Here is a 14925-nt window from a genome sequence, read left to right as displayed (position 1 = left end):
GAGAGTTTCTTCTCACTAATGAAGCAACAATGGATTTATCCGGCAGGATATGATGGTAATGAATCAAATGAAACGCTTGGTGCAGTCCTACATTAATGGTTTTTATAACACGTGGCGTGTACATGGCACCTTGAATCAGGTGCCAATGCTCTGTTATAAAGCTGCAGTCTAGGTGTCCGTTTTATGTGGGTCACATCAGTAAGCTGTAAGCTGTAAGCTGTAAGCTGTAAGCTGTAAGCTGTAAGCTGTAAGCTGTAAGCTGTAAGCTGTAACAGCCTAACGCCCTTAACAAAAAAACCAAGCTATATGCTTGGTTTTTTTGTCTTTAAACTTACCGCTTGCCGCTTATTTCTTGTAACTTGTAACTTGTAACTTGTAACTTGTAACTTGTAACTTGTAACTTGTAACTAAATTTTGGCGAAAAAAAAGGCAGCTTAATAGCTGCCTTTTCGTCTAAAAATATTTCTTAATCTTCTAACAAACTTTTCTGACGCTCGATTTCTTTATCCATGTAATCCAGCCATTGACCAGCAGTCTCTGTAGAGCGCTCATCTTTGCCAGCCTCACCGAAAGCCTTACGTGCAGAGTTGTAATCTTTCATGTTGAAGTAAGCCATACCTAAAGCTAGGTTAGCTTGGTCAGCACGCTTAACACTGCCCTTCTTCAACCCTGCTTTAATAGCATCAGCGGCACTTTGGAAGTCGTCATTATTTAAGTACAAGGTACCCAAACGAGTCCACAACTCACCTTTATCAGATTTTGCAGCAGCCTTAGCCATAACAGGTATTGCTTTATCTAGCTCCTGCGATGCCCGCCAAGCATTACCTAATAATTCTAAGTTTTTCGAGTTTGCTTCAATTTGCTTAGCTTTTATACCTTTATCCATGACCTTAGCGGCTTTGTAGGGTACTTCGCTAGCCAAGAAGATATAAGCCATACGCGTTAAGTCTTGCTCACTTTCAAACAAATTTTGCACATACGCAGTTTCGTAAGCAGCTAGCTGTTTACTTAACATTTCTTTCTCACCATACATGGCTGAAAGCTGTGCCCAATATTGCTTTTTAGGAAAATGAACTAGCATTTCTTTAAGAATACTTATGACTTTATCGTAGTCTTTTTTCTCTTGATACAAAAAGCGCTGCAAGCCATACCAGTTTTCCTTTGGTACCTTGCCTTTCTCTTTGTACATACGTATAGCTTTGTCGACGTTCTTAATAGAATCGTCAAACTCTTGCATCTGATACTGACCCTGTGCCAATAGCACATAGGCATTAGACCCTATAGTAGTAGGATCCGAAGCCTTAAACCAAGTCTTCAGCATCGCCACACCTTTGCTATATTCTTCTATAGCAAAGTACATTTGTGCAGCGCTGTATCTGGCCGCCAGCTTGGTACCTTCAGGGGCTTTTTCTAAGGTGACAATCTGCTTATAAGCCTTGATGGCATCAGTCAGTTTATCTTGGTTATAGAAAATAAAAGCTTCAAGATTCAACGTAGTTGATAGCTCAGCGTCATTTAGTGGCTTACTGCCACCTTTAACTTCAGCGATCAACTTGTGTGCACCAGCATAATCTTTAGCATCGATCAGCTCTTGCACTTCTTGTAACTTTTTATAAACCTTTTGGTTCATTGCTTGCGTACGCTTGGCTTTACGCTGGTCGCCACTCTTCTCTTCTTCGGCATAGGCAGAACCTATAGCCATATCATTAAAAAGAGGAGCAACAACGCTAGGCAGTACGGCTTGAATCGCGAGAACCGGCATGCTGATAGCAGCTGCACAGGTCCATCGCTTGATTGTTTTCATCGGTAAAACATTCATCATCAAATGACCCGTAATTATTGATCAAGCTCGTATATAAAGCGGTTTTGAACACCACCCACTTCAATGGGCTCGCCATCGAGTACACGTGGCTTGTACTTAAATTTCAACGCTGCTTTCACAGAGGTACGTTCAAAATAGCCTGATGGCTCACAATCGACAGCTTCTACGTCTCTTGTTGCGCCGGTAGAGGTCACGGTGTATTCAACAATACAGTAACCCGTTACACCACGGCTATTCGCTCTACGAGGATACATGGGTGCCACTTTAAAGATCGGTAAATATTCACCATCAGCGCCACCAAAACCTGAACCAATATCGATATCTAGTGAAGCTGCAGGTGTCATATTAACCGCATCAGGGCTAATATCCACATCGCTCACATCGGGCTGATCCATTTCTGGTGGTGGCTCTTCAGGGTCAGCCGGTTTTGGCGGCTTAACCTCGGCTAAATTCACGTCGATCTCTACATCTGGCATCGTAATGTCAGCAATGCGTTGGATTTTTGATTCATCCAACGTCTTATCTGCCATTTCGATTAACGTTGGCATAATGACAAATAGGATGCCTGTTACAACAAATCCTAATGCCGCGCCAATTAATAAACGTGCATAATTCATACTTTAGTCATCTTCTGTAGCTAGCGACACATCGAATACACCCGCAGCACGGGCGGCATCGATAACTGCGGTTACAGTTTCGGTTGTTGAAGCATTATCAGCTTGCACAACAACTGCCCCTTTCGGGTTCTCTGCATGCATACGTTCGATAATTGAACGGACCGAGCGCTTATCGACACGACGCTTGTCTATCCAAATTTCGTTAGTCGCACTTACCGCAACAAGAATATTTACATTCTCTTTCTTGGTCGACGTAGATGCTTCTGGACGATTTACTTCTATGCCAGCTTCTTTAATGAACGAAGCGGTCACGATGAAGAAAATCAGCATGATAAATACAACGTCCAGCATTGGCGTTAAATCAATTTCTGAAGCGTTATCTTCACCGCCTCTTCTATTATTTCTGCGCATGTTGAATCTCTTACTTAGTGATCAGTTGTCAGATGGTCTTCGAGTAACTCGCTTTCGCGCTCGGCAACACGGGTAACATAAGTATTGGCAAACACGCCTGATAGCGCGGCTACCATCCCAGCCATAGTTGGGATTGTCGCTTTTGATACACCACCTGCCATTGATTTAGCGTCGCCACCACCGGTAACAGCCATGATATTAAACACTTCTATCATACCTGTAACCGTACCTAGCAAACCTAACAATGGCGCCATGGCTACCAATGTAGAAATCATTGGTAAGCCTTGATTGATTCTTAATGCCACCTGTGAAATTAACTGGCGACGAATCTGGTGCGCATTCCAAGACTTGCGTTCGCTGCGTGCTTCCCATGTATTTACTACATGATCGACGTCGCGACGCATAGCCCCGTGGAAATACCAAAAACGTTCGAATACCAATGACCACATTACGAAGGTCAGTAGTGCGATGAGCCAAAGCACATCGCCTCCAGACTCCATGAACCGTCTGATTATATCCGGTGCGTCATAGAGGTAATTCATTTACGCTTTCCCCAGTTGAGCCTCAGTATGCTCAGCGATAAGACCTGTAGATTGCTCATCCAGTACATGGATGATCTTCTTGGCCTGACCATTGGTCACTGTGTGTAGTAGTACTGTTGGAATCGCAACTAATAGACCCAATACCGTTGTTACCAGCGCACCAGAGATACCACCAGCCATTGCTTTTGGATCACCAGCACCGAAGATAGTGATAGCCTGGAAGGTAATGATCATACCGGTTACGGTACCTAGTAGACCCATCAAAGGAGCAATCGCTGCAATGATTTTCAACAAGTTCAGACCAAACTCAATATTGGGTATTTCACGTAGAATTGCTTCAGAAAGCTTCAGCTCTAACGTCTCAGTATCCATAGTTGGGTTTTGCTCGTGAACCATAAGTACACGACCCAATGGGTTGTTGGTGTTAGCCTTATCAGATTTAAGCTGCGCATTAACGCGTGCATTAACACCCGTAAGGACGATTAGACGCCATACCGCTAATAAGATTGCGAACACACCAACAATACCGATAGCCATACCAATCTGCCCGCCTTGATCAAAACGCTCACCCAAGGTAGGAGTGTTGATCAATGCTGATAGGAAAGTACCGCCGGTAGGGCCTGTGGGGTCAACACCAAAAGGACTAAAACCATCAGTAGCAGCCGCTAAGTCAGCAGCCCAGCCCACTTTAGGACCAGAAGGCTGTCTGGCTAGTTCGTTTAAGCCGCCAGTCTCAGCAACATACTGCAAGTATTTGCCATCTTCAGTCACCATGTTGAAACTACCAACACGAAGAACCTTACGAACAGACTTGTCACCAGAAGGAGTAGACACTTCAGCATCAAAAGTAACAATGCGACCAGATTCAGTCATTTCACGCTGCAATTCAAACCACAAACGCTCGATTTCTTCAATGCTAGGTAGCTTTTCAGCACCACTCATCTTAGCAATCATTTCGTCTAGGAAAGCTTCACGGTTAGGAAACTGGGCACTCACTAATGAGCTACCGAAGTTACCGCGCAAGTCACCAGCAGTAGAGGTTAAGTGACCGAATAACTCAGTCAAGGTACCTAAACGCTCTTTCAATTGCCGCTGCTTATCAGCTACGCGCAATTCGTTTTTCTCAAACTCGCCTTCTAGCTGAGCGGAACGCTTCTCTTGAGCGGTACGCATAGCTTTAGCTTCGCTCAACAACTGGCCTTGCTTAGCTTTAGCGTTGCGGAAAGCCGCTTCGCGCTGCTTGTTTTCTTTAGCTTCATCGACCTGACCCTGCTTAACAAAGCCTAGCAACTGGTCTAGTGATTTAGCGTCTTGTGCTACAACAGTAGTAGCGGCTGCCATAGTCAACGCAGCAAATATTATTGACTTAAATAATTGAGTTTTCATTATTTAGCGGCCTCCGGAGCTGGAATCGGTAGTTTCAAGATATCGATAGAGGCTTCTTTACGTGCAACCTTTAAGCCTTTCAAGATAGCACTGCGATAGGCACTTTTCTCTAACTGTACAAATTGACCTGTTCTTTTATCCCAGGCACCTGAGATTTCAGTGTCAGTCGTTTGGTATAACAGGGCAACACGGCCTACACGGAAGAAGTTAACTTCGCGCTCTACACCATCAATTGATACGTTGCCTTTATAAGCATCGATCTTACGACCGTACTCATTTTCGATTTTGTAGGCTTCCAATACTTGGCGAAACTTCTCAGAAACAGCCAAATCAGAGCGATCTACATTCTTACGTAAGAATTTAATACGCTGAGCACGTTCTTCTTGGTGGAATGGAATGTCTAGTTTAACAAACTGCTCCAAACCATCAATCATACGGATAACCAAGGGGGTTACTTGACGCTGAATAACAGTTACTTGGCCTATAGATGCTTCGATATTTTCGATGCGATCCAATTGGTTAGTAATTTGCTTTTCCAAGCGTGAGTTATACACCCTAAGGCCATCTACTTGTTTCATGACTGTTTTATAGTCTTGTAACAAGCTGTCGGTCTCACCGGCTAAGTTATCTATCTTCTTCTGCGACTGTTGGGCGGCGACAGTTTTTGCCTCGCCAACTTTGATCACAGCATCAACGGAGTTTGCTTGCGTGCTAGTAGCACCAAGCAGCGTGCCAGCTGACATAGTCAGGGCAAACGCGATCGTTTTGAATCGATGCATATTCATGGGGATTGCATTTCCTTCAGGGATGTTTATTAAAACAGTTTGAGAAACTTCTAACCTATCAATTTAAGGTAGTCGTACTACTTTGCATTTCAAGAACAAGCGCGCATTTAATAGGATCTGAATTCAATAATCAACGTTCATTCCCTATTTTCAGCAGTAAATTCTGAAATTTACCACCAAAGGGTGGAGTGTTACCTTGCCGAGAGAAATATGGAAACACTTTTGCCACGTTTGGTAACACATAACTACTGGTTGTTTTTACCTCTATCCAGCACCACAAAGCTATAATCATAACTATTTGGCCCTATGGCCAATTTTTTTTCTCGTGACACTTCCCGCCACAAATCCCTCTCTATGGCCGGAAAAAAGGCATCGCCCTCTACCTCCGCATGCACCTCGGTAAGATAGAGCCTGTCTACTCTAGGCAATATGTCGGCATACAATTGCGCACCGCCAATCACCATCACTTCGTCCACACCATCCGCACGGGCAACCTCAGCAGCCAGCTTTATTGCAGCCTCTACCGTAGCAACAACCTCTATGCCTTCGGCGCTATAATCTGTGTTACGGGTAACAACAATATTGCTACGCCCCGGTAACGGCTTACCGATAGAGTCAAAGGTTTTTCTACCCATCACTATAGGCTTAGCCATAGTCACTTTTTTAAAGTACTTTAAATCTTCCGGTAAATACCAAGGCAACTGATTATCACGACCTATCACCCCATTTTCGGCAACCGCCACAATCATGGAAATTTTAATATCTAGAGCTTTCATTTTTTTAATCATTTCTTAAATTGAGATAGGTGCTTTAATTGCGGCATGGCTTTGATAATTAATAATTTCAAAATCGTCAAAGCTATAGTCAGAAATACTGGCCGGCTTGCGTTTTATTTTTAGCGTAGGCAAAGACAAAGGCTCGCGACTTAACTGCTCTTTTGCCTGCTCTATATGATTATTATATAAATGCACATCGCCACCCGTCCAAACAAAATCACCGACCTCTAAGTCACACTGCTGCGCCAACATATGTGTTAACAACGCATAGGAGGCAATATTAAACGGCAGGCCTAAAAAGGTATCGCAACTTCTTTGATACAGCTGGCAAGAAAGTTTGCCATTGGCCACGTAGAATTGGAAAAAGGCATGGCAGGTTGCCAAAGCCATACGCCCCTGCTTCACATTCTCTACCGGGCTTATCGATTCATCCGGTAAATCCGCCACGTTCCAACCCGAAACTATCATCCGTCGACTATTGGGATTATGTTTTAATTGTTCGATAACTGTGGCTATCTGATCGATATGGCCGCCATCAGGTGCTGGCCACGAACGCCACTGCTTACCATAAACAGGACCTAGTTCCCCGTTTTCATCGGCCCACTCATCCCAGATAGTCACACCATTATCCTGCAAATACTTAATATTGGTGTCACCATTCAAAAACCACAGTAACTCATGAATAATAGAGCGCAGGTGTACCTTCTTAGTTGTTACTAGAGGAAAACCTTCCGCCAAGTTAACGCGAAACTGATAACCAAATACCGATTTAACACCCGTACCGGTGCGGTCACCCTTTTGCTCGCCATTATCTATAATATGATTTAACAGAGTTAAATATTGTTTCATTCTTACTTATACCTTTACTTAAGCGGATTAGCGTTACTGTTGGCACCCACAGCCGAACACTTATAGGCCCACAACATCATAGCTGCGCCAACCACTATCATGGGCAGCGACAATTCTTGCCCGCGAGTCAACCAACCAAAGGCGTCAAAACCTATATGGCTATCAGGTTGACGGAAAAACTCCACCACAAATCGAAACGCGCCGTAACATAACAAAAATAATCCCGCCACCGACCACTCGGGCCTAGGTTTGCGAGAAAACAAAAATACAATAATAAACAGCAGCACACCCTCCAACATAAACTGATAAAGCTGCGAAGGATGGCGCGGTAAACGTTCAGGGTCAGTAGTAAATACCATCGCCCAGGGCACATCACTGGCCCGCCCCCATAACTCCTGACCAATGAAATTACCGATGCGACCTAAGCCCAAACCTATAGGTACTAAAGGCGCAACAAAATCACATAACGCCCCTAGGGAAACTTTTAAATAACGGGCATAGATTATTAAGGCGGTAAACACGCCCAGCAAACCACCGTGAAAAGACATACCGCCCTGCCACACTTTAATTAACCAAATAGGATCTGCTAAAAACTTATCAAAATTATAAAATAAGACATAACCAAAACGGCCACCCAGCACCACACCCAAAGCGCAGTAAAAAATTAAATCATCGACCTGTTTAGCCGCTATGGGGGAATAACGCCTTTGGCTGCGGCGTTGTGCCAACCACCAAGCCGCGGCAAAGCCCAGCAAATACATAAGGCCATACCAATGTATAGCAAGAGGCCCCAGCTGCAAGGCAACTGGATCAAAATTAGGGTGCTGTAACATGCTTATATCTGTACCTAGGCCATAGGCGCTGGCGCCAACAAAAAGAAACCATTATGCCCAAAGCCATCGCCGATTGATAATTTATGCGCCTATAATCAATGCCTTTATTCTATGTGCCTTATTTTATGTGCCTGATAAGCTTTGCCATACAACAACATGCCGACTGGCCACTAATCCTAATGGCTAATCGTGATGAATATCATCAGCGTCCCAGCGCCGCTGCACACTTTTGGCAAGATCAACCACAGCTATTTGCCGGTAGAGATTTACAAGCGGGGGGTACTTGGTTAGGAATTAGCCAACAAGGCCAGCTGGCTGCCGTTACTAATTACCGCGAAACAGCAACGCAAAACACAGCACCCAGCTATTCTAGAGGCGCACTTAGCAGCGACTTTTTATCCGAACCGCAGTCGGCAAGTGACTACCTGCAACAACTGGCCACACATGCAGATAATTTTGCCGGCTTTAACTTTATTTGCGGCAACCCTAGCCAGTTATACTATTTTAGTAATCGGCAAGGCACAGTACGCAGCCTCAAGCCCGGCATTTATGGCCTTAGCAATGGCCTGTTAGATAGCCCTTGGCCTAAGGTCGAAGCGGCCAAGGCCTCGCTGCAACAACGGCTAAACTCAGGGCGTATTGATTGCCCAGGCCTTATTGCCGATATGCAAAACCGGCAGACCGCCAGCCAGCAACAACTACCCCACACCGGCATTAGCAGCCAGCGCGAACAGTTATTATCCAGCTGTTTTATTGTCTCTGAGGATTACGGCACACGCTGCAGCACTGCTGTGCTGTTTCACCGCAGCGGCTGTATATTTTTTATGGAACAAAGCTATGACGCCCAAGGCCGGGCCCATTACAGCGTGCAACAACAGCTACGCACAGCGCCTATACCGCGCTAATTTGAACGTCGTCCAGTACCGGGTTGAGCATGCGGTGAGCCCCCACCTCGGTGAGCACTTGCTCTAGCAACTCGCGTATCTCACGGGAGTTATCCATTTGCATGGCTTGTTTTAACAAAGCCTGACACTGCTTATAACTCAAGCTGCGCACTACCGACTTAACCTTGGGCAGGTTGGTGGCACTCATGGATAACACATCGTAACCCATGGCAATAAGTAGCGGCGATGCCAGCGGATTGCCCGCCAATTCCCCGCAAATACTGACCTGCTGGCCTTCCGCATGAGCGTCATCTGCCACTTTCTGCAAGGCTTGCAATACCGCCGGATGGAAAGGATCAAAAATAGAGGCCACCCGGGAGTTGTTTCTATCTACCGCCAGCAAGTACTGGGTTAAGTCATTGGACCCCACCGATAAAAAGTTTACCCGCCTAGCCAGCTCACGGGCCTGATACACCGCTGCGGGCACTTCTATCATCACCCCTATTTCCGGCAGCTCCAACTCCACCCCCAGCTCTTCAATTAACTCATCATGAGCTCGGTACAACAGCTCTAAAGCCTCTTCCAGTTCCATCACACTGCTAATCATCGGCAGCATAATACGCAGGTTATTTAAGCCTTGATTGGCTTTCAGCATGGCCCGCACTTGCACCAGAAAGATCTCGGGGTGATCCAGCGTTACCCGTATGCCGCGCCAACCTAAAAAGGGGTTTTCTTCGACAATGGGGAAATAGGACAGTGATTTATCACCGCCTACATCTAAGGTGCGCATAGTGACTTTACGCGGCGCAAAGGCCTCTAGCTGTTCGCGGTAAATGGCGCGCTGCTCTTCTTCTGAGGGAAAACGCTCGCGTAATAAAAACGGCACCTCGGTGCGATATAGCCCCACCCCTTCGGCGCCTCTATCTAATGAGCGCATCACATCGGCCATCAGGCCGGTATTTACCCACAAGCCTATGCGGTGCTTATCGGTGGTTTCTCCGGGTAAATCCTTTAAAACCTCAAAGCCCTTAATCAGCTGGGATTCTTCTTCAATAATCGCTTTAAAGCGATTATGTAACTCTTCACTGGGGTTGTAATGCACATGACCGTTATAGCCATCCAGTATGATTTCTCGGCCTTCCAGCTTGGTAAAAGGCAGATCCTGCACCCCCATCACCGTCGGTATGCCTAGGGAGCGCGCGAAAATGGCGACATGGGAGTTGGCCGAGCCGCGCACCGACACCAAGCCCGCCAGCTTTTCGGAGGGCACTTCCGCCAACATAGAGGCAGTTAGCTCTTCACCTATTAAAATAGTTTGGTCTGGGTAAATCAGCTCTTCATCGTCGGTTAGTTGCAAGTAAGCAAGTACTCGCCTACCTAAATCCTTAACGTCAGTGGCGCGCTCTTTAAGATAGGGGTCATTCATGCTCTCAAAGGTGTCGACGTGAGCGCGTATCACCTGGCTGACAGCACCTTGCGCCCACTGCCCTTGCTCTATACGCTCGCGCACCTCTAAAGGCAGAGCATGGTCATCCAGCATACTGAGATAGACATCAAATAAAGCCTGCTCTTCACGGGCTAAACGGCTGGCCAACTTACTGCTCAGCTCTTCTATATCTTTACGTACCGCCGCCAAACACTGGCTAAAAAACTTAAGCTCTAGCTCAATATTACTAGAGCTGCGATCGGGCACCGCATACAAATCGGCAGTAGGCGTCACCACGACCCCGGTACCTATACTTACCCCCGCTGAGCCACTGACGCCCACAAATTTGCCACCAACCAACTTTTCATCTTCATCTTCTGATAGCAGGCTGATAGAGCCGGTCAATTGGGCATGAGCAATCACCCCCGCCAGCTGGGCCGAGATGGTGACTAAAAAAGCTTCTTCATCTTCATCAAAACGGCGTTGGGTTTTTTGCTGCACCACCAACACCCCCAATACGGTGCGCTGATGGATAATAGGCACCCCCAAAAAGCCCTTGTACTCTTCCTCGCCTATGCCGGGCAGGTAAATAAAGTGGGGGTCGGCGATAGCATCTTGTAGGTTGATGGGCTCTTCACGGCGCGCTACTTGGCCCACCAAGCCCTCATGGGAGCCTACTGAAATTTTGCCTATAAAATCACGGTTAAGGCCTTCGGTGGCCATAAAGAAATAGCGGTCTGTTTTCTGATCGCGTAGATACACGGAGCAAACTTCGGTACCCACAGCATCGCGCACCCGCGTAGCAATCGTATCCAGCACCTGCTGCAAACCGCGTATGCCATTTAACTCTTGGACTATCCTGCGCAGAGATTCGAGCATGCTTTACCTATGTATTAACTGCATATGTATTTAGCCGCGTATGCCGCGACTAATCCAAGATCAAGCGGCTATGCTTAACCGCTAACTCTTTCATTGCGCGCCTGTAAACCTCACGCTTAAAGGGAATAACCTGACCCAGTGGATACCAATAGCTTACCCAGCGCCAATGATCAAACTCCGGTCTGCAGCCATTATCAAAACTCACCGACTCATCATCAGCCAGCATTTTTAATAAAAACCATTTTTGTTTTTGGCCTATACACAGCGGTTTGCTGTCGCGGCGAATCGAACGCTCCGGTAAACGATAGCGCAACCAACCACGGGTGCAGGCCATCACCTCTACATCGCCGGCTCTCAACCCCACTTCCTCGCCCAACTCACGGTATAGCGCCTGCTCTACTGATTCACCCTGATTAATACCGCCTTGAGGGAACTGCCAAGCATCTTGGCCAACACGGCGTGCCCACAGCACTTCACCCTTGCCATTGGCCAACATAATACCCACATTGGCCCGAAAACCCTCTGCATCAATCACATCTACATCCTTATGGTTGCTTGCCACATTTGGACGGGCAAAAACCACTTTATCCGTTTATCATCGTCAGCATTGTTCCACAATTACAGCAATAATCACAATCGAGATGCAAAAAAGCCCGCAGCCCTTTATGCTAGGCGGCTTTTTGCAGCCCCTAGCCTTCGGATACCCACAGTATGACTCTCGCCATCTTTGACCTTGATAACACCCTGCTTAACGGCGACAGCGACCATGGCTGGGGCCAGTTTTTGGTGGAGCAAGGCATAGTCGACGGCCATAGCTATAAAGAGGGTAACGATTACTTTTACCAGCAGTATAAACAGGGCACATTAAACATTAATGAATACTTGGAATTTTCATTGGCGCCACTAAAAGCCCACCCCAAAGCGCAACTGGATTTATGGCACCAGCAATTTATGGCCGAAGTTATCGCCCCCATGCGGCTGGCCAAGGCCGATGCACTATTACAACAACACCGTGAACAAGGCCATGAGCTACTCATAATCACCGCCACCAATCTGTTTGTCACCGGCCCCATAGCCAAAAGCATGGGGGTAGAGCATATTCTGGCCAGCGAACCTGAGCTGGTAAACGGCGCATACACCGGCCGCGCCAACGGCACTCCCTGCTTTCAAGAGGGCAAGGTCAAGCGCTTACACGCCTGGATGACCGAGCATGGTCACGACCTCAGCGGCAGCTATTTTTATAGCGACTCGCTCAACGACCTACCGCTACTAAAACTGGTAGACAACCCCGTTGCAGTAGATGCCGACGACACCCTCAGCGCCTACGCCCAAGCGCAGGGCTGGCCCTGTATCAGCTTAAGGGGCTAAACAGTGAAGACTGCCATCACAGTAATCCTGTGCAGCCTGTTATTGGGCTGCCAGCCCGACAGCCCCGTCAATCACAGCCCTGCCAGCTTACCGGCCAGTAGCAAAACGGCCGTAACTACTATAGTAGCCACTACAGTAACCACTATAGATGTAGTGCAGCTGCACCACAGCCTGCGCCAGCAAGGTGAACTCTCGCTGCGCCAAACTATCGCCAGCGCCCAAGCCTTGCTAGCCCGCAGCCAGCAATTTCTCGCCAGCCCCGATGCGCCACACTGGCAGCAGCTGCAAAACCAGTGGCTGGCCAGCCACCAGCAGTGGCATCACAGCGCGGTGTATTTACAGCTGCTGCCAGCACAAACTGAACTAGAGGAATTAAACCATCGCTTACACGACGCCGAGATCAGCGATGGCTATCTGGATAGCGTAGTGGGTTACCCCCAAAGCGGCATAGTCAACGACAGCACCCTAGCCATCAGCTTGGACAGCCTTATCCAGCAGCACCGCCGCTACAGCGATGAAGAGGCGGCCTTGGGTTTATCTGTTTTAGAGTTTTTTATTTGGGGTCGCGAGCTCAGCCACTACCGTGAGCCCGCCGATGCACTGGCAACACTGGCCATACCTAGACGCCGCCAATACTTAGCCTTATTAGCCCAACAATGGCTAAGCGATGTAGAGAACGCCCATCAATACTGGCAGGAGCACAGCGCCCAACTACCCGATGCAGCGGCGATACGCTTGCAATGGCAACAACAGCTAGGGGCTTTAACCGATACTCAGCACAGCCCCTATAGCCATGATCAACTTTGGATAACGGGGGCGCTAAGCAGCATCAGCAAACACAGCGCCCCACACCCCGGCTACGCCGCTATAGGACAACTGTTACAGCAAGGCGAAGCTGTACCAGAACAGGAACAAGAGCAGGAGCAGGAGCAGGAGCAAGAAGCTAAGGTACTCAACCAGCAATTGGGCGCGTTAATGCTAAACCTCCGTCTTAAGACGTCGGCAGCAGGCGAGTAAATATCGCCTTTAAATAATCGGTTTCGGGGATCGCAGGATGCACCGGGTGATCATAGGTTTGGCCAAAATGCTGCAAAATTTGCAGCTGCCTATCGACATGGCGCGAAGACAATCGCAATATATCCACTAAAACATCGCGCCCCAAGTGCATAGAACAAGAAGCCGACACCAACACCCCATCTTTATTCAGCAAGCGCATAGCCAGTTCATTAACCCGCCTATAAGCCTGCTCGCCTTTTTTAACATCTTTGCGGCGCGGGATAAAAGCGGGTGGGTCCATAATTATTACATCAAAACGCTCGCCATCTAAGGCCAGCTGCTTCATGGCCTCAAAGGCATTGCCCTGTAAGGTTGCTACCTTATCGCTAACGCCGTTTAACTCGGCATTGCGGTGTACACACTCCAGCGCAAACTCCGAGCTGTCTACACACAGCACCGACTCGGCACCAAAGGCCGCCGCCTGCACGCCCCAGCCACCTATATAACTAAACACGTCCAACACGCGCTTGCCTTTAACAAAGTGCACCAAGTTAGCGCGGCTGGCGCGGTGATCGTAAAACCAACCAGTCTTTTGCCCCTCGTATACCGGCACCTCAAACTGCACGCCGTTTTCTTCTATTAAAACCCGCTCGGGCACCTCGCCATACACCACTTCCACATAGTCTTCCAAGTCTTCGGCACCACGTATACGCGAATCATTTTTCATTAGGATACCGCTGGGCTTAAGCACTTGGCATAACGCCTCAACAATCTGATCTTTTACCAACTCCATGCCGGCGGTAGCCAATTGCACCACCAATATATCGCCAAATCTATCCACCACCAAACCGGGCAGGCCGTCGCTATCGCCATACACTAAGCGGTAATAGGGTTTCTCATTCATAGCCTGACGCAGGCTTAAGGCGATATTGATGCGGTGCACTAATAAGGACTTATCTAAACCTTGGCGGGCATCGCGGCTAATTAAGCGACCACAAATTAAGTTGTGCGGATTGAGATAGGCCACGCCCATCACCTTGCCTTGGGCATTCTCTATTAACACCTGCTGGCCGGGGATAATGTCTTTAATGGGCGTGGCTTTGGTATCTATTTCATTGCTGTAAATCCAGACATGGCCACCCCGTAAACGGCGGTCTGCTTTATTGTTTAAGCGTATTAGGGGGTAGTCGGTGCTCATGGCTATATCCAGGGATAGGGGGCGGGTCAAAGGCTGGCATTATACCTGAGATTACCTGCGCTCACTGGCCAAACTAATCTAGGGCTGTAATGGCGGTTAATAGTAAAGATTGGTATCGGGAAGTAAGCCCTCTCTAGAAACAACAACGCCCGC

15 protein-coding genes are annotated in these 14925 nt (G+C 47.6%); 3 read left to right on the top strand and 12 right to left on the bottom strand.

The window, feature by feature from the left end; genetic code table 11:
- Positions 1-466: 466 nt before the first annotated feature.
- The 9 genes from B067_RS0104685 to lgt form a co-directional block, all read right to left on the bottom strand.
- Complete coding sequence (locus tag B067_RS0104685) at positions 467-1822, bottom strand: tetratricopeptide repeat protein (RefSeq protein ID WP_240472822.1); 1356 nt, start codon at positions 1820-1822, stop codon at positions 467-469.
- A 14-nt stretch (positions 1823-1836) separates the two neighbouring features.
- Positions 1837-2439 carry an energy transducer TonB gene (locus tag B067_RS0104680; protein ID WP_019528902.1) on the bottom strand — a complete coding sequence of 201 codons (603 nt, stop codon included), beginning with the start codon at positions 2437-2439 and terminating at the stop codon, positions 1837-1839.
- Positions 2440-2442: 3 nt separating this feature from the next.
- Positions 2443-2850 carry an ExbD/TolR family protein gene (locus tag B067_RS0104675; protein WP_019528901.1) on the bottom strand — a complete coding sequence of 136 codons (408 nt, stop codon included), beginning with the start codon at positions 2848-2850 and terminating at the stop codon, positions 2443-2445.
- A 14-nt stretch (positions 2851-2864) separates the two neighbouring features.
- The gene (locus tag B067_RS0104670; RefSeq protein WP_019528900.1) at positions 2865-3392 is read right to left on the bottom strand and encodes a MotA/TolQ/ExbB proton channel family protein; all 528 of its coding nucleotides are present in this window, start codon (positions 3390-3392) and stop codon (positions 2865-2867) included.
- A complete protein-coding gene (locus B067_RS0104665) occupies positions 3393-4778 on the bottom strand; it encodes a MotA/TolQ/ExbB proton channel family protein (protein WP_019528899.1) in 1386 nt (461 codons plus the stop codon).
- Positions 4778-5563, bottom strand: a complete 786-nt coding sequence (locus tag B067_RS0104660) for a DUF3450 domain-containing protein (RefSeq protein WP_026244411.1) — start codon at positions 5561-5563, stop codon at positions 4778-4780. Before B067_RS0104660 ends, B067_RS0104665 begins: the two co-directional genes overlap by 1 nt.
- 245 nt (positions 5564-5808) lie before the next feature.
- Positions 5809-6351, bottom strand: coding sequence for a dihydrofolate reductase (locus tag B067_RS0104655; RefSeq protein WP_019528897.1), 543 nt, complete (start codon positions 6349-6351; stop codon positions 5809-5811).
- 3 nt (positions 6352-6354) lie between these two features.
- The gene (gene thyA, locus B067_RS0104650) at positions 6355-7188 is read right to left on the bottom strand and encodes a thymidylate synthase (RefSeq protein WP_019528896.1); all 834 of its coding nucleotides are present in this window, start codon (positions 7186-7188) and stop codon (positions 6355-6357) included.
- 14 nt (positions 7189-7202) lie between these two features.
- Positions 7203-8021: a prolipoprotein diacylglyceryl transferase gene (gene lgt / locus B067_RS0104645; protein ID WP_019528895.1), complete on the bottom strand. Its 819-nt coding sequence runs from the start codon at positions 8019-8021 to the stop codon at positions 7203-7205.
- Between the two features lie 98 nt (positions 8022-8119).
- Between lgt and B067_RS0104640 the strand changes: the two genes are divergently transcribed.
- Positions 8120-8926: an NRDE family protein gene (locus B067_RS0104640; protein ID WP_019528894.1), complete on the top strand. Its 807-nt coding sequence runs from the start codon at positions 8120-8122 to the stop codon at positions 8924-8926.
- Here B067_RS0104640 and ptsP read toward each other — a convergent pair.
- Positions 8913-11210: a phosphoenolpyruvate--protein phosphotransferase gene (ptsP, locus tag B067_RS0104635; RefSeq protein ID WP_019528893.1), complete on the bottom strand. Its 2298-nt coding sequence runs from the start codon at positions 11208-11210 to the stop codon at positions 8913-8915. The genes B067_RS0104640 and ptsP overlap by 14 nt on opposite strands.
- A 49-nt stretch (positions 11211-11259) precedes the next feature.
- Positions 11260-11745, bottom strand: coding sequence for an RNA pyrophosphohydrolase (locus tag B067_RS0104630; RefSeq protein ID WP_026244409.1), 486 nt, complete (start codon positions 11743-11745; stop codon positions 11260-11262).
- A 176-nt stretch (positions 11746-11921) separates the two neighbouring features.
- On the opposite strand from B067_RS0104630, the gene B067_RS0104625 reads away from it, so the two are divergent.
- Together B067_RS0104625 and B067_RS0104620 are read left to right on the top strand one after the other, a co-directional pair.
- Positions 11922-12578 (top strand): histidinol-phosphatase, encoded by a 657-nt coding sequence (locus tag B067_RS0104625; RefSeq protein WP_019528891.1) that lies wholly within the window; start codon positions 11922-11924, stop codon positions 12576-12578.
- A 3-nt stretch (positions 12579-12581) separates the two neighbouring features.
- Complete coding sequence (locus B067_RS0104620) at positions 12582-13595, top strand: imelysin family protein (protein ID WP_019528890.1); 1014 nt, start codon at positions 12582-12584, stop codon at positions 13593-13595.
- Here the strand turns inward: B067_RS0104620 and B067_RS0104615 are convergent.
- Positions 13570-14772: a class I SAM-dependent rRNA methyltransferase gene (locus B067_RS0104615; RefSeq protein WP_019528889.1), complete on the bottom strand. Its 1203-nt coding sequence runs from the start codon at positions 14770-14772 to the stop codon at positions 13570-13572. The two genes, B067_RS0104620 and B067_RS0104615, sit on opposite strands and share 26 nt — an antisense overlap.
- Positions 14773-14925: the final 153 nt, after the last annotated feature.

Origin of the sequence: Dasania marina DSM 21967, from assembly GCF_000373485.1 — a bacterium.
Classification (GTDB): Bacteria; Pseudomonadota; Gammaproteobacteria; order Pseudomonadales; family Dasaniaceae; genus Dasania; species Dasania marina.
Note: the sequence above shows the minus strand (reverse complement) of the source record. Positions and strands in the feature narration are given on the sequence as shown.